The sequence below is a fragment of the Prevotella sp. P5-50 genome (genome assembly GCF_002251295.1).
Taxonomy (GTDB): Bacteria; Bacteroidota; Bacteroidia; order Bacteroidales; family Bacteroidaceae; genus Prevotella.
Window position 1 is genome coordinate 80,641 of sequence record NZ_NPJA01000051.1, and the last position, 15,404, is coordinate 96,044.

The 15,404-nt window shown below is 46.9% G+C and carries 13 protein-coding genes; 10 read left to right on the forward strand and 3 right to left on the reverse strand.

All coding sequences use genetic code 11. The features are described 5' to 3' along the window. Positions 1 to 4: 4 nt before the first annotated feature. Positions 5 to 1,855, reverse strand: coding sequence for a methylmalonyl-CoA mutase small subunit (mutA, locus tag CIK88_RS10865; RefSeq protein ID WP_094436560.1), 1,851 nt, complete (start codon positions 1,853 to 1,855; stop codon positions 5 to 7). A gap of 201 nt (positions 1,856 to 2,056) precedes the next feature. Between mutA and CIK88_RS10870 the strand changes: the two genes are divergently transcribed. From CIK88_RS10870 to CIK88_RS10890, 5 genes are all read left to right on the forward strand, one after another. Next, positions 2,057 to 3,748, forward strand: coding sequence for a putative transporter (locus CIK88_RS10870; RefSeq protein WP_094436439.1), 1,692 nt, complete (start codon positions 2,057 to 2,059; stop codon positions 3,746 to 3,748). 57 nt (positions 3,749 to 3,805) lie between these two features. After that, positions 3,806 to 4,846 (forward strand): OadG family transporter subunit, encoded by a 1,041-nt coding sequence (locus CIK88_RS10875; RefSeq protein ID WP_094436441.1) that lies wholly within the window; start codon positions 3,806 to 3,808, stop codon positions 4,844 to 4,846. A gap of 2 nt (positions 4,847 to 4,848) precedes the next feature. Next, a complete protein-coding gene (locus CIK88_RS10880; RefSeq protein ID WP_094436443.1) occupies positions 4,849 to 5,304 on the forward strand; it encodes an acetyl-CoA carboxylase biotin carboxyl carrier protein subunit in 456 nt (151 codons plus the stop codon). 32 nt (positions 5,305 to 5,336) lie between these two features. Beyond that, the gene (locus tag CIK88_RS10885; protein WP_173815665.1) at positions 5,337 to 6,497 is read left to right on the forward strand and encodes a sodium ion-translocating decarboxylase subunit beta; all 1,161 of its coding nucleotides are present in this window, start codon (positions 5,337 to 5,339) and stop codon (positions 6,495 to 6,497) included. Positions 6,498 to 6,897: 400 nt separating this feature from the next. Beyond that, positions 6,898 to 7,521 carry a response regulator transcription factor gene (locus CIK88_RS10890; RefSeq protein WP_254046710.1) on the forward strand — a complete coding sequence of 208 codons (624 nt, stop codon included), beginning with the start codon at positions 6,898 to 6,900 and terminating at the stop codon, positions 7,519 to 7,521. A gap of 4 nt (positions 7,522 to 7,525) precedes the next feature. Here the strand turns inward: CIK88_RS10890 and CIK88_RS10895 are convergent, their stop codons facing one another. Then, positions 7,526 to 8,485: a LuxR C-terminal-related transcriptional regulator gene (locus tag CIK88_RS10895; RefSeq protein WP_094390086.1), complete on the reverse strand. Its 960-nt coding sequence runs from the start codon at positions 8,483 to 8,485 to the stop codon at positions 7,526 to 7,528. Between the two features lie 80 nt (positions 8,486 to 8,565). Then, on the reverse strand, positions 8,566 to 8,943 hold the full coding sequence (locus tag CIK88_RS10900) for a hypothetical protein (RefSeq protein ID WP_094436445.1): 378 nt from the start codon (positions 8,941 to 8,943) through the stop codon (positions 8,566 to 8,568). Between the two features lie 218 nt (positions 8,944 to 9,161). On the opposite strand from CIK88_RS10900, the gene CIK88_RS10905 reads away from it, so the two are divergent. The 5 genes from CIK88_RS10905 to CIK88_RS10925 all read left to right on the forward strand — a co-directional run bounded on the left by CIK88_RS10905 (position 9,162) and on the right by CIK88_RS10925 (position 15,398). Then, on the forward strand, positions 9,162 to 10,562 hold the full coding sequence (locus CIK88_RS10905; RefSeq protein WP_094436447.1) for a hypothetical protein: 1,401 nt from the start codon (positions 9,162 to 9,164) through the stop codon (positions 10,560 to 10,562). Between the two features lie 39 nt (positions 10,563 to 10,601). Continuing rightward, the gene (locus CIK88_RS10910; RefSeq protein WP_094436449.1) at positions 10,602 to 11,753 is read left to right on the forward strand and encodes an imelysin family protein; all 1,152 of its coding nucleotides are present in this window, start codon (positions 10,602 to 10,604) and stop codon (positions 11,751 to 11,753) included. A gap of 148 nt (positions 11,754 to 11,901) precedes the next feature. Continuing rightward, entirely contained in the window at positions 11,902 to 13,311 is a 1,410-nt protein-coding gene (locus CIK88_RS10915; protein ID WP_371327205.1) for a di-heme oxidoredictase family protein, read from the forward strand. Between the two features lie 63 nt (positions 13,312 to 13,374). Then, the gene (locus CIK88_RS10920; protein ID WP_094436453.1) at positions 13,375 to 14,661 is read left to right on the forward strand and encodes a porin; all 1,287 of its coding nucleotides are present in this window, start codon (positions 13,375 to 13,377) and stop codon (positions 14,659 to 14,661) included. Further along, entirely contained in the window at positions 14,661 to 15,398 is a 738-nt protein-coding gene (locus CIK88_RS10925) for a hypothetical protein (RefSeq protein WP_094436455.1), read from the forward strand. The genes CIK88_RS10920 and CIK88_RS10925 overlap by 1 nt, the downstream gene beginning before the upstream one ends. Positions 15,399 to 15,404 lie beyond the last annotated feature (6 nt).

Genomic DNA, 15,404 nt, shown 5'->3' on the forward strand with positions numbered 1-15,404 from the left:
AACTTTAGATGCCTAACTTTTGATTGTACTCTTTCAAAGTCTCAAGCACGTTGCAACGAACGTGTACGAAGTTCTCAATACCAGCGGCCTTCAGGTCGTCCATGCATGCAGGAGCTCCTGCCACTACAAACATGGCCCGTCCGTCCAAATACTTGAATGCTGGGATGGCATACTCTGCATATTCATCGTCTGACGAACAGAGAACTACGATATCTGCACCAGCCTTAAGTGCAGCATCAACGCCTTCCTCTACGGTCTTGAAGCCGAGATTGTCGATAACTTTATAACCGGCACAAGCCAAGAAGTTGCAAGAGAACTGTGCACGAGCCTGACGCATAGCCAAATTACCAATGGTCAACATAAACGCAGTAGGTGTCTTGGCCTCTTCAGTATGGATGCGGAGATTCTCGAAGTCGGCAGCCAAACGAGTGGTTTCGAGCTTCTTGAAAGGAGTTTCTTCTGCCTTTCCACAACCACATGCACAAGGTCCGATGGCGCGTTTGCCTTCGCTCTTCTCTGTGAAGTTGGGGAACTGGTTTGTTCCGAGAAGAAACTCTTTGCGTTTAGCAGCATCGCCGTGACGCTTCACATTGGTAGCATTGATATCATCCTGTACGGTGCCATTCTTAACAGCAGCGAGGAATCCGCCTTCTTCTTCCACTTTGAGGAAAATCTTCCAAGCCTCCTGAGCCAACGCATCAGTGAGGTGTTCGATATAGTAAGAACCGGCAGAAGGATCGACGATACGATCGAAATGGCTCTCTTCCTTGATGAGCAACTGCTGGTTGCGAGCAATGCGCTCTGAGAAATCGGTTGGCTTCTCATATACTACGTCAAACGGAGTTACGACGAGTGAATGAACACCGCCAAGGGCAGCACTCATTGCCTCTGTCTGTGAGCGGAGCAGGTTAACATAGCTGTCAAACACAGTTTGGTTGTAAGTAGAAGTAGAAGCGTTGATTACCATCTTGCAAGAGCAGTCGCACTTAGGCTCGTACTGTTTTACAATTTGGGCCCACAACAGACGAGCTGCGCGGAACTTGGCAATTTCCATGAAATAGTTTTCAGAAACGCCCATATAGAACTTGATGCTCTTGGCTGCAAGATCTACATCTACGCCGGCATCCACCAACTGCTGCAGATACTCATTACCCCAAGCAAGGGCATAGCCGAGTTCCTGTACGATATATGCACCGGCATTGTTCAGCGTGTCGGTGTGTACCATAACGCAACGCAGATTGGGATATTCCTTGAAAGCCTCAACCACCTGAGGGAGTTTGGCAAGTACCTTGCTGGTATCCTTACCCTTTTGGATCATCTTGTCTATGGGATCGAAACCTACACCACCCACGATTTTTTCCTTATCATAGCCTTCCTTCTCGAAGTAAGCCTTCAGAATTTCTGCCAGTTCAAGAACATGACATGGGCATGTACGATAGCTGACCTCTACAATATCCAAACGGATATCTTTCAGTAACTTGTCGATAAAATCGGCACTAACAAGATCACCGTCAAAACGGAATCCGATAGAGTTTACACCCTTCATCAGAATGTCGAGTGCCTTTTTGTTGGCCTCTACAGGATCGGTAACGACGATGTTCTGTCGAACATACCATTCGTTAGAGTCTTTTTTATTTCCACGAACGAATGGGAACTCACCGGGAAGTGCATCTGGAGTTTTCAAGTTTGCCAGATCTTCACGGCGGTAGAAGGGTTGTACGTTGAAACCCTCATTGGTTCTCCACACGAGTCGTTTCTGGAAGTCAGCACCTTTCAGATCGACTTCAATCTTGTCCAGCCACTCTTGTGTGGTTGGCGCCTGAAACTCGGTGAAGAGTTTTTCTTTGTTAGCCATAGTTTGAATGATTATGTAAGTTGTTTCGTTGTAGTCAAATTCGGTTATGCACACATGTATTGCGGCCTACAAAGTTACAAATAATTTTTGAACCGCCGAAAGATTTAATAATATTTTGATATTTATAAAAAAAAGATGCACAAAAATTATGCCATTGCGCAATTTTTGGCTACCTTTGCATGCTGTAAGAAAAAGCATGTTATGGAAGCATTTCAATGGTTAAAAGATTTATTTACCACAACTGATTCTGTGGCGCATATTGCGCTACTGTATGCCGTGGTGATTGCCACTGGTGTATATTTGGGAAAAATCAAGATTGGAGGCATCTCGCTGGGTGTCACCTTTGTGTTGTTTGCTGGCATTGTGGCTGGCCACATTGGATTTACTGCCCCACTTCCCATCTTGACATTTATTCAAGACTTCGGTCTTATACTGTTTGTCTTCATGATAGGACTACAGGTTGGACCTGGTTTCTTTGAGAGTTTTGGTACTACAGGCATCAAGCTGAACGGATTGGCCATAACGACTATCCTACTCAACATTCTTGTGATGTTTGCCTGCTACTTCATCTTCTTCGACACATCCAACGTCTGCAACCTACCAATGATGGTAGGTACGCTCTATGGTGCTGTGACCAACACACCAGGACTTGGTGCTGCCAACGAAGCATTGGGTTCGGTATTTACCGACAATGCACCACAGATAGCATCGGCTTACGCTTGTGCTTATCCACTCGGTGTATTGGGTATTATTGGTGCCACTATATTAATAAGGTATATATGCAAGGTTCGCTTGGAGAAAGAAGAAGACGAACTCAACGAGCATGAAGGTGTGAAAGCCAATCAGAAGCCTCACAAGATGCACCTTGAAGTGACCAACACTTACCTTGAAGGAAAAACAATGTTACAGGTTCACGACTTTTTGAACCGCGACTTTGTATGTTCACGTATTCTGCACGAAGGTCACGTGAGCATTCCAAACCGCAACACCGTATTCCACAAAGGTGACCAACTCTATATTGTATGTACAGAAGCTGATGCCGAGGCTATCATCGCCTTTATCGGTCCAGTGATACAGGTCAACTGGGAACAACAGGACCAACCTTTCGTATCAAAGCGTGTCTTGGTAACCAACCCCAAGATGAACGGAAAATCGCTGGCATCGTTGCATTTCTCAAGTGTACATGGTGTCAATGTAACCCGTATCACCCGTCAGGGCATGGATATCTTTGCCTCCAGCAGTCTGCCTCTTCAAGTGGGTGACCGCATTATGGTAGTAGGTCCTGAAGACGCTGTTGACCGTGTAGCCAACGAGATGGGTAACTCTATCCGTCGCCTTGATGCCCCAAATATTGCAACGATATTCGTGGGCATCATCATCGGTATTATCTTCGGTTCACTGCCCGTAGCATTCCCAGGAATGCCTGTTCCAATGAAGCTCGGTATTGCAGGTGGTCCGCTGATTATCGCAATTCTTATCGGACGTTATGGTTATAAAGTAAAATTGGTAACCTATACAACGACATCGGCCAATATGATGTTGCGCGAAATCGGTCTGGTACTCTTCTTAGCAAGTGTGGGTATCAAGGCAGGAGCCAACTTCTTTGAGACTGTTGTAGAAGGTGACGGTCTGCTCTATGTAATGACCGGTTTCCTCATAACCATCATTCCAATCCTCATCGTAGGTCCTATAGCTCGTCTTTATTTCAAATTCAACTATTTCACCATCGCAGGAATGATTGCCGGTACATATACCGACCCACCCGCATTGGCATACGCCAATTCAATCTGTACTCGCGAAGCCCCTGCTGTAGGTTACTCAACAGTTTATCCGCTGTCGATGTTCCTTCGCATCTTCACGGCCCAAATCATCGTGCTGTTCTTCTGCGGATAACAGCCGATAATACATATAATACGAAAAACTTACATAATTATACATTACATTACTAACATGACAAAATTCGGATTTCTGTTAAGCGCTATGTTGCTGGCAGGCACTTCCGCCATGCATGCCCAAATGGATGCAAGCATCAAGCTGAACGAAGTGATGACCAACAACCGCGCCAGCCTGCAGGACGAATACGGACAGCGTGAAGCATGGGTTGAGATAGAGAACATCTCCCACTCAACCTATAATATCCGTGGTATGTATATCACCACTGACAGCTCCGTTCTCCAGCGTTCTATGAGCGTGCCCGAACGCATCAAGCGCATGAGCATCATCCCCAACGGAGAATTGCGCACAAACTTGAGTGGTCGTCAGCACCTTGTACTCTTTCTCAACAGTCAGCCCCATTTGGGTTCACTGCATCTGACAACACCTGTTGACTCTACAAAGTCATTGTGGATTGCACTCTACAACGGTAATGCCACACAATTGATTGACTCAGTCACCGTACCGGTACTGAAAGCCGATCAATCGTATGCTCGTATAGCCAACAACGGCACAGCCGCCGACTGGGAAGTAAAATCAGCCGACCGTGTTACTCCGGGTATATCCAACATCACTACTGTTAGCGAATCAAAGATTGACAAGTTTAAACGCGAAGACCCCCATGGATTTGCCATTACCATCATGGCAATGGGTATTGTATTCGTTTGCTTAGCCCTGCTTTGGATTGTATTCTCCTTGTTCGGTCTGCTTATGAAGCATATTGAAACAGCGAAGAAGGTGGCAAACAAACAACCACTCAAACCAATCACCAAAACTGTTGAGACAGCAATGGAGGTTAGCCGCATCACTGGTAACGTATTGCAAGATGGTCTGAAAACAAAAGGTATCGACCGTGAAATATATATGGCGGTCATCGGTATGGCCCTCAGTCAATATGAGGATGATGTTCACGACGTAGAAAGCGGTGTGATTACCATCCAGCCGAAACCAACCCGTTGGGACGACGAATATTCACAAATGACACATTTCCACGATCCCGTCGTTCCCTCCGACCATGCAGCTCCCCAAATTCCCACAACCACTAATAACGCATTATAACAATGAAGAAATATCAGTATAAAGTACAAGGTGTTGACTACGATGTAGAAATCGAGGAAGTAGAAGGCAACATCGCCAAAGTAAACGTAAACGGAATTCCGTTTGAAGTAGAGCTCCAGCAGCCTATCAATGCAGCTAAGCATCCTACTATTGTGAAGCCAAAGGTTGCAGCTCCCGTTGCTCCTGCAGCCGCTGCACCAACAGCAAAGCCGGTTCAGGCTGCCGCTCCTGCCGCAGCAGGAAGTGGCAATGTAGTAAAGGCTCCACTGCCAGGCACCATCACTTCTATCAATGTGAAGGTCGGTGACACCGTAGCCATTGGCGATACACTTGTCGTGCTTGAAGCCATGAAGATGCAGAACAACATCGAGGCAGAATACGCAGGTACCGTAACCGCTATCAATGTCAATGTAAGTGATGTCGTAATGGAAGGCAGCGCACTGCTGACCATCGGTTAATCGATAAATAAAAAATGTGATAAACACGCAAGATTATGGATTTCTTACATTTCATAGCAGAAAACTTCAATGAGTTTCTGACCTACACTGGTTTTGCCAATGCTACGGCTGGAAACCTCATCATGATAGCAGTCGGAGCGCTTTTCATCTGGCTTGCCATCAAGAAGGACTTCGAGCCCCTATTGCTTGTTCCTATTGGATTAGGCATCATTCTGGGCAATATTCCCTTCCGTGCTGATGCCGGACTGGAGATTGGACTTTATGAAGACAACTCTGTGCTGAACATCTTCTATCAAGGTGTCCGCCAGGGATGGTATCCGCCACTTATCTTCCTTGGCATTGGTGCCATGACAGACTTCTCTGCCCTGTTGGCCAATCCTAAACTGATGCTCATTGGAGCCTCAGCACAGTTTGGTATCTTCGGTGCATATATGTTCGCTTTGCTATTGGGTTTCGAGCCAAACCAGGCTGCTGGTATTGCTATCATTGGTGGCGCCGATGGTCCTACAGCCATTTTCCTTTCATCAAAATTGTCTCCCAACCTCATGGGTGCCATTGCTGTTTGTGCTTACTCCTACATGGCTCTTGTTCCACTGATTCAGCCACCATTGATGCGTCTGCTTACCACCAAAAAGGAGCGCGTCATCAAGATGAAGCCAGCGCGTCAGGTAAGTCAGACCGAGCGTATTCTGTTCCCAATCGTTGGATTGCTTCTCACCACATTCCTCGTGCCTTCAGGCCTTCCTCTTTTGGGTATGCTCTTCTTCGGTAATCTGCTGAAAGAATCGGGCAAGACCACTCGTTTGGCAAAGACAGCTGGTGCTGCTCTGAACGACATCGTGGTAATGCTCCTTGGTTTGACCGTAGGTTGTTCTACTCAGGCATCAGAGTTCCTGACTATAAACACCATCTATATCTTCGCTATCGGTGCTGGTGCATTCATCATCGCCACTATGAGCGGTGTATGTTTCGTGAAGATTATGAACCTCTTCCTGCCAAAGGATAAGAAGTTGAATCCACTGATTGGAAACGCTGGTGTAAGTGCCGTACCTATGGCAGCACGTATTTCCAACAACCTCGGATTGGAATACGACCGTCACAACTTCCTTCTCATGCACGCCATGGGTCCGAATGTAGCCGGTGTAATCGGTTCGGCTGTTGCTGCCGGTACCCTGCTTGGTTTCCTTTCGTAGATAAGCAAAGACATGATATCATCAGCAGGATTTCTCTTTTGGGAAGTCCTGCTTTTGTTTTCCCGCGTGTCTTTCAGCCTCTATCAGTGGTTTAACAGGAAGGTTCATCATACTCCAAACGCGGGTATGATAGCATATATAAATTTCAGTTTTCAATTATTATCGGACACTCGAACACCACTTGAGTTTAAAACTTTGTATGACATAGCCTTACCGGTGGTGTTCGATGGCTTATTTCAGCGTTTGTCGAACATCGACCGAACCCCAACTAAAGCAAGTAGATGCTATATTCTCAGCAGACTAAAAGCCTGTATGGTATATCCATCAAACAGATTCGTTATAAAAAAATTTGGTAGAACCAATTATTCATTTTACCTTTGCGGAAGTTTTCGAAAACACAATGGACAGACACAATACACAACAGGGGGCAGTCATGCCCAAACCACGCATTGCCATCATCGATCCTAATGCACTTGCAGCATTGGGGCTTCGCCATATTCTCCAAGACGTAATGCCTATCATGGAAGTAGATACCTACGGTACACTTACAGAACTGGAAGCCAATCGTCCTGATAGTTATTTCCACTATTTTGTAGATATCAGTGTGGTATTGCGCCATCGTTCGTTTTTCATGGAACGCCAGCGTAAAACTATCGTGCTGACGCTGCAGAACGAAGAAGCATCAGGTTTATCAGGCTTTCATTCATTGTGTGTTAACCAACCAGAAGATCACCTTATCAAGCAATTGCTTGCGATGGAACAGCATGCCCACAAGGGCGGACGCAACTTACCCAATATGCAGGGGGAATCAAATTCTCGAATATTGAGTGATCGTGAAATAGAGGTGATGATACTGATTGTAGAAGGTCACATCAACAAAGAGATTGCCGACCAACTACATATAGGTCTCTCTACCGTCATCACCCACCGCCGTAACATTATGGAGAAACTCAATATCAAGAGTGTCAGCGCACTCACCATCTATGCTGTGATGAACGGTTATGTGGATATCAACCGTATCTGATCGGCTATAGTTTTACACTTGAAATATCTACCAAGCCATTGACAATGGCATAAACAGTAAGTCCTGCAGGCGAATGAATCTGCAGTTTGCGAGCAATATTCCTTCGATGGGTAATGACCGTATTGACCGAGATACAGAGATGATCGGCGATTTCCTTGTTCGCCATGCCTTGAACCAATGAAACTATCACTTCCCGTTCACGGTCTGATAACATGTCATTATTATCATTGCCGCTTTTATTGACCATCGTAGAGATATTTCGCGTCACCTTATCTTGCTTCAGTTGGTTTTCCAATCTGCGTATGGCAGGAGTAAAAATGTAGTCTTCCACGTTAGCGTGATTACGCAACCACTCTTCATTGTTATAGATGTCGTATAGCGCCGCCATGAGTTTATTGTTGGTTTTGCCGTCTGAAGGCAGATATTTAATCACCATCAGTTTAAGTTCTATCAGCACTCTGTCTGTGGATTCATGGTGTTTGGAGAAGGTATCAACATTATAGTTTTTCTTTGCCTCACCATTGAGCAATGCCTCCACATAAGGGAACAAAGTTTTTTCCTCATATCGCATATGACGTTGAATTTCTCTAGCATAGTCATCAAAGAACTTCATTATCAATTGTCCGAGGGCATTATCGCTGTCCAGACAGTCACCCAGTTTCTTGCGTATGGTTGGCAATTGGTAGTCAAGAAAATAAGTATGACTCGCTTCCAGATAATGCAACAGTGTACGTACATCGAGCTGTGCATCGTCATTGAAGTCCGTATGTCCGTTAATAGTGTAATTGACTACAGCGAGAAAGGTATAAGTATCCACATTATTCTCCTCACACATCTCTTTTACAGTCTTATCTCCAAATCCGAGATGAATGCCAAAGCTCTCCAAGGTCTGCAATAGATGATAGTTATCGCGCATAAGCGTCACCATCTTATCGCTTGCTTCATACATTTTCAGAGTTTTCATTGTTGCTTACCTATATATATTAATACGCTGCAAAATTAGTCATTTTCAGACAAACCGACAATACTTTCCAACCACAATACCTATTTTTGGGTATCGTTCTGATTCTCCCATTCTTTCCATTCGCGCAATGCCTCCTGCCAGTCGGTCTGTTCTCCTTTGTCAAGTGCTTCTTGCTGGCGGGCCGCCTCATCGCTTGCTTTATCACGTGCCCGTTTGGCTTTCATCGCCTCAATGGTAGCATCATCAAGTATCTGAATAGCGCCACGACGCACTGCCTCATGGAGTTCTTCCTCACCGAAAGCCTTTCCAGGCTCATTAAAGTCAGAGATATTAAATTCAAACTGCGTGCGCAAGTCGTGACGCACTTGTTTCTGTCCAGCTCTATTGCTTGCATTTTTCAGGCGAAGCAGTTTGGCTATCTGTTTGATTTCATCAGCCGAATATTTGTTTCTTCCCATTGTAACGTTTGATTTCAACGTGCAAAGTTATCAAAAAGAGCGCATTATACAAAACAAATAGAGCAAAAAGAAAATCTTTAAAACTATTTTATATCACCACGATTAAGTATCGCGGATAAAGCCTTCGTTACACTATTTCACGTTTTTTGAGTATTGCATGCCTCATCAAAGCACCGTACCTTTGCAGCCGAAAAATAAACGATACAAGACGCAAAGACATGAACAAGAGACAATTTCTGATGATGGCAGCTGGCCTGTTGACCGCTACTTCCGCAATGGCCATCGGTTCACAAGACAACAACGATGCACTAATTCAGGATGCAACAACAAGCAATGAGACAGCGCCAAAAGCCGCTCAACCCAAAAAGAGTAACAGCAACGACTATGAAAAATGGCGCATCGGAAGCTACGGTGAGATGCTTGCCACCTTCAAAGATTACGGATTGAACCGCTTCTATGGCAATAGCGTAGGCAATACAAAGATCAACCACAACGAGATTTCCATTCCTCGCTTCATCCTTCAAGGCGAATATAAGATTACTCCCAAATGGATTCTTTCTGCCGAAATAGAATTCGAAGCAGGTGGAACAGGTTCTGCCGTAGAGATGGAAGCACAGTCAGGCAGTGAGAATGGCGAATATGAAACAGAAATGGAAAAAGGTGGCGAAGTTGCCCTCGAACAATTCCACATCACCCGACTCATCGCTCCACAATTCAATGTCCGCGTAGGACATCTCATCATTCCCGTAGGACTTACCAACGCCCATCACGAACCTTTGAACTTCTTTACAGCCGCACGACCAGAGGGTGCGACCACGATTATGGCTTCTACCTGGCACGAGACTGGTGTAGAACTATTCGGTACAGTAGGCAAAGGAGCTGCCACTTTCGATTATCAAGCACTGGTAACAGCAGGCCTGAACCCCAATGGTTTCGACTCATACAACTGGATACAAGGAGGGAAACAAGGATTTCTTGAAACCGACAATTTCACTGCTCCTGCCTATACGCTACGTCTGGATTGGCGCGGAATACCCGGTTTGCGAGTCGGAGCATCTATGTTCTACAATCCCAAGGCAGGCAAAAACGCCGACAAACTCATTACCTATGCCAACATGGGCGACATCAACGTACTGCTCTACTCCTTTGATGCACAGTACAGCAACCGTTATGTAACCGCACGTGCCAACTACCTTTCTGGCAATATCACTGAGACCACAGGACTCACTGCCGCCAACAAATACTACTCCAACAAGTCGCCTTACAGTCGTATGGGACCTGTTGCCAAGCGCGCAGTAGATTGGAGCGCCGAAGTAGGTGTGAACCTCAAATCGTTTTTCCCCGGTGTATCCCACTTCCCCGTTATCTATCCTTTCGTGCACTACAACTATTATAACCCACAAGAGAAATGTGAATCAGGTTTGATTGCCGATAAGCGATGCCAAGTCAGCTTATGGAGTATCGGTGCCAACTGGCGTCCATTACCCAACTTGGTAGTCAAAGCCGACTACACCACTCGTCAGATAGACACCTCCAAGATGTTTGGCACGAGCCAATACAATAGCGAAAACGAACTGCGTATCGGTGTGGCATACATGCTGTGGTTCGCTAAGAAATAACCAATAAGCAAATTATAAGCAACAAAACAATACAGACTCATGAAGAAAAAGTTTTTTAAGTACGCACTGCTGATGGTATCAGTATGCACACTCTCCGCCACTGTTGTCAGCTGTGGCGATGACAAAAACGACGTCAACAATCCAATCATCGACCCCAGTCAGGCATCAGATCTTGACTACAGTTCTGCTTATGCCGAGCAATGGGCAAACTACATGGTAACTGTATCCAACCTGCTGAAAGAGGATGCCAACACCCTTTACAACCAATGGAACAATGGCTATGCCAACACCTTCAAGAACCATAACACCACAGAATATAAGTCAGCCATCGACTGTGTGGATCAGATTTTCGAAGGATGTATCGACATTGCAGGTGAGGTTGGCGACACCAAGATTGGCGACCCATACAGCAAATACACTGCCGGCAACAAGACCGAAGCACTCTATGCCGTAGAATCATGGTACAGCTGGCATTCTCGCGACGACTATCGCAACAACATCTACTCTATCCGCAATGCCTATTATGGTTCACGCGACGGTAGCATCAACAGCAATTCTTTGTCAGCACTACTCGCCAAGAAGAATGCTACACTCGATACCGAAGCCAAGGAGAAGATTGCCGCAGCAGCCGATGCCATCTATGCTATTACACAGCCATTCCGCAACAATATCAACACCACCGAAACTGTAGCTGCCATGAATGCCTGTGCCGACCTCGTAAACTTCATCGAACAGGAACTCAAACCTTATTTCGATGCCAACATCAACGACGATGCCACTCTTGATCCCATCGTCAAACAGTATGTTGATGCAGTAGTACTGCCTACCTACAAGGAATTGGCAGAAAAGAATGCAGCTCTCGACACCGCAGTTCGTGCTTTCAAGGCCAGTCCTTCAAATGCAAATTTCTCTGCTTGCGCTCAGGCATGGCTCGATGCTCGTGCTCCTTGGGAACAGAGTGAGGCCTTCCTCTTCGGTCCTGTTGATGAGCTTGGACTTGACCCCAACATGGACAGCTGGCCTCTCGACCAGTCACAGATTGTACAGATTCTGAAGTCACAAGACTTCTCTAACCTCAACTGGAAAGAAGGCGAGAGCGACGACAAGATAGAATCAGCACAGAGCCTCCGCGGTTTCCACACACTGGAATTCCTCATCTTCAAAGATGGTAAAGCACGCACCGTGAAATAAAATTGCTAACACAAGAACCATATTATCCACACATGGCGAAGGCAGGAAAGTCACCATTTCCTCGCCTTCGCTATCGTGGCAAACAAAAAGAAACATACTAAACATGAATAAATGGCTGCATTTCCCTTTGCTGTTGACCGCTCTGGCCATGCTTGGTAGCTGCACCGACGATGAAAAACTCGATGTGACCGACATCGATGTGCCCACTGGCTACGAACTATCAGCAGGCACTTCCACCGGTTTCTATAGTTCATCGGTGGCCTACGACCAAGGCGCAAGATGGCTATCAGGGGCTTATAGTTCACGGTTCAGCTCTGGCGACCAACTCTACGACAATGTCAAATCTGCCAACGAGAATGGCTATGGCGGCGGCCTCGGCCCTGTCTATGCAGGCTACTCTTGTGGCAGTTGCCACCGTAATGCCGGTCGCACGGAACCAACCTATTGGACAAACTTCAAAAACGGAAGCGATGACGGATCCGGACAGTACGGTTTTACCTCCTCGCTAATCTACATCACTCGCCGCAACGGAACATTCTTTCCCAACTATGGCCGTGTCATTCACGACCAAGCCATCTATGGTGTGAAGCCTGAAGGTAAACTAAAAGTGACTATTGACTCGATGACATACTCCTTTCCAGACGGTGAAAAATACACGCTCTGCGTCCCTAAATGGCATATCACCGAATGGTATGCCGACAGTATCCGTCCTGAGGATCTCTTCTGCACCGTTCGTGTTCCGCTTCGCCACGTAGGTATGGGGCAGATGATGGCGCTCGACCCCAACGAAATAGAGGCATTGGCACGCAAGAGCAACTATCCAGAATGGGGCATCAGCGGTCGCTGCAACTACATCACTGAGCGTGGTGTGCGCCAACTGGGACTTTCCGGCAACAAGGCGCAACATGCCGATTTGACCGTCGAACTGGGCTTTTCGAGCGATATGGGCCTCACCAACAGCCGTTATCCAGAGGAGATCTGTGAAGGACAATCACAGATGAAGGATGGTTCGATGATGGGATTGTCCTATCAACAACTGGACTGCACCACAGAGCAGATGGAAGATGTCGATCTTTACATGCAGTCACTTGCTGTTCCTGCCCGTCGCAATGTCAACGATCCCGACGTCATTGAAGGTCAGAAACTCTTTTATCAGGCAGGCTGCCACCTGTGCCACGTCACTACGCTGCATACCAAAAAGCGCGGCACCACCTTGCTGGCAGGCACTACATTGCCTTGGCTTGGAGGACAAACCATACACCCCTACTCCGATTATCTACTCCACGACATGGGTTCAGAAATCATGGGCGTGGGTTTGAACGATAATTTTGTGAGTGGTCTGGCTCGTGGAAACGAATGGCGCACCACCCCGCTGTGGGGTATCGGTCTGCAGAAAAAGGTAAACGGACACACCTATTTCCTGCACGATGGCCGGGCTCGCAACTTCACCGAAGCCATTATGTGGCACGGCGGCGAGGGCGAAGCCTCCAAAAACAAGTTTAAGAACATGACCAAACAACAGCGCAACCAGCTGATACAATTCCTTTGGTCACTTTAATTCAAGCATCTTGTCAGACGTATCATCCAACAACAATCAGGTAAAAACCAACAAATACAACCAATGAAATACAACAGAATCATGGCCATCATTATGGCCTCTCTGCTCTCAGCAGGTGCTTTTGCCGAGACAGAAAAGATAGAAAACAACAGCGAATTTGCTGCCAACGCCAACACCGAGAGTGCCGACAACACCACTGGCAAAATGGATATGGAGAACGGCGTGCTGCCCATTGCCGACGACCGTGGCTTCACCCTTCAGTCTAAGGATGGCAATTTCGTGTTCAAGCCCTATATGTATGTGCAGAGTACGCTCAACATGAAATACTACGACGACGAGGGACTTGACAAAGCCTATAATCAAGATAACATTGCCAACAGTGGCTTTGCCATTCCCTATGCCATCATCGGTTTCACCGGTAAGGCATTCGGTAAGATCGATTACAACATTAGTATCAATGCCGCAGCATCGGGTGGCAATGTGTTGCAACAGGCATGGATTGACTATGCCGTTAGTCCTGCCTTGCGTTTCCGCGCTGGTAAATTCAAGACACCCTTCACACATGCCTACCTCACCACACTTGGCGAGACATTGTTTCCACAGGTTCCCACTTCGCTGACTGCAAGCAGCATCCTACCCTACTCCCTCAATGCCGTCACCCCAAGCATAGGTACCGGATTCGACTTGGGCTTTGAGGTGCATGGCGTCATCAACAATAAGTTTGGCTATGAAGCAGGACTTTTCAACGGAACAGGGCCATCTGTCAACAGTGCCACCAAAGGTTTCAGCGACGACAACCATTTGCCTTCACTGCTCTACGCTGGTCGTTTGACCTATATGCCTAATGGTCCGATGCCCATGACACAGGGTAATGCCAAGATGCAACATCTCGACAAGATGCTTATCGGCATCAGCGCCAACTACAACAACGAGGCAGAAAACGAGAGTACCAACGACTTCCGCGCCGGTTTGGAGTTTGCCTGGCTGAAAAACAAATGGTATTTTGCTGCCGAAGCCTACTACATGCATGTTGGATTCACCGACCGTCAGAAGATAGACAAGACTTATGACTTCTGGGGAGGATATGCACAAGCAGGCTATTTCGTAGCTCCACAATGGCAATTGGGCGTGCGTTACGACTTCATGGACCGCAATGGTTCTTCAAAAGACGGTTTTCTCAACATGCCGGCAGCCGTGGTCAACTATTTTGTACCTAACACCAATCTGAAACTGTCTGCCATGTATCAGTATATCGGTCGTACCGGACATGCCACACAATTAGACCGCGACCTCGATGACCTCGGCATTGCTACCCATACCGCATGTATCATGATGCAATTTGCTTTTTAATGATGAAATATTTGTATAAGTCAATGAAAATCCGTATCTTCGCATTTGCTGCCATCGCTGTACTGCTGTTGGCAGCCTGCGACGACGGACGCATCTATAATGAGGTGGCTGTTGACACCACCGGACGATCAGCCCGACTCACGGCAACCATTACTGGTTTGGACCATTGGACCGATAATTACACCGTGTCACTGGCAGGCTTTGCCGAAGGCGATGACTATGCCAGCATCTCTAAAGCCGTTCGGGCCAATGCCGACGGACAGGTGAGCATGACGCTGAACAATATTCCCGACCAGGTGACGAGTGTTCGCCTCTGTGTGCTCGACCGTCTGCGCAGAAACGTAGTGACGTTTAGCGAAGTGGCAACCGAAGGTGTGCGCGACACCATCCGACTGGAGTTGGGCACCGTAGATGCCAGTATGCTCAATGCTATACAGGAGGGATACCTCAACACAACCTGTGCCAACTGCCACGGCGCAAGCAATCATGCCGCAGCAGGCCTCAACCTTACGGCAGGCAAATCGTATGCAGCACTGGTAGGTGTGGCATCCAGAAAAGTGGAAGGTCACCAACTCGTAGCGCCTGGCAATGCCGCAGAGAGTGTGCTACACATGGTGCTACACAACGAACATGTAGAGGGTATCTCTATGAACCACTTCGACCTTGTGTCGGAAAAGAACGCAGAACTTATCCTGCCCCTTATCGACAGTTGGATTGACGGAGGTGCAGAGCAATAACATCAA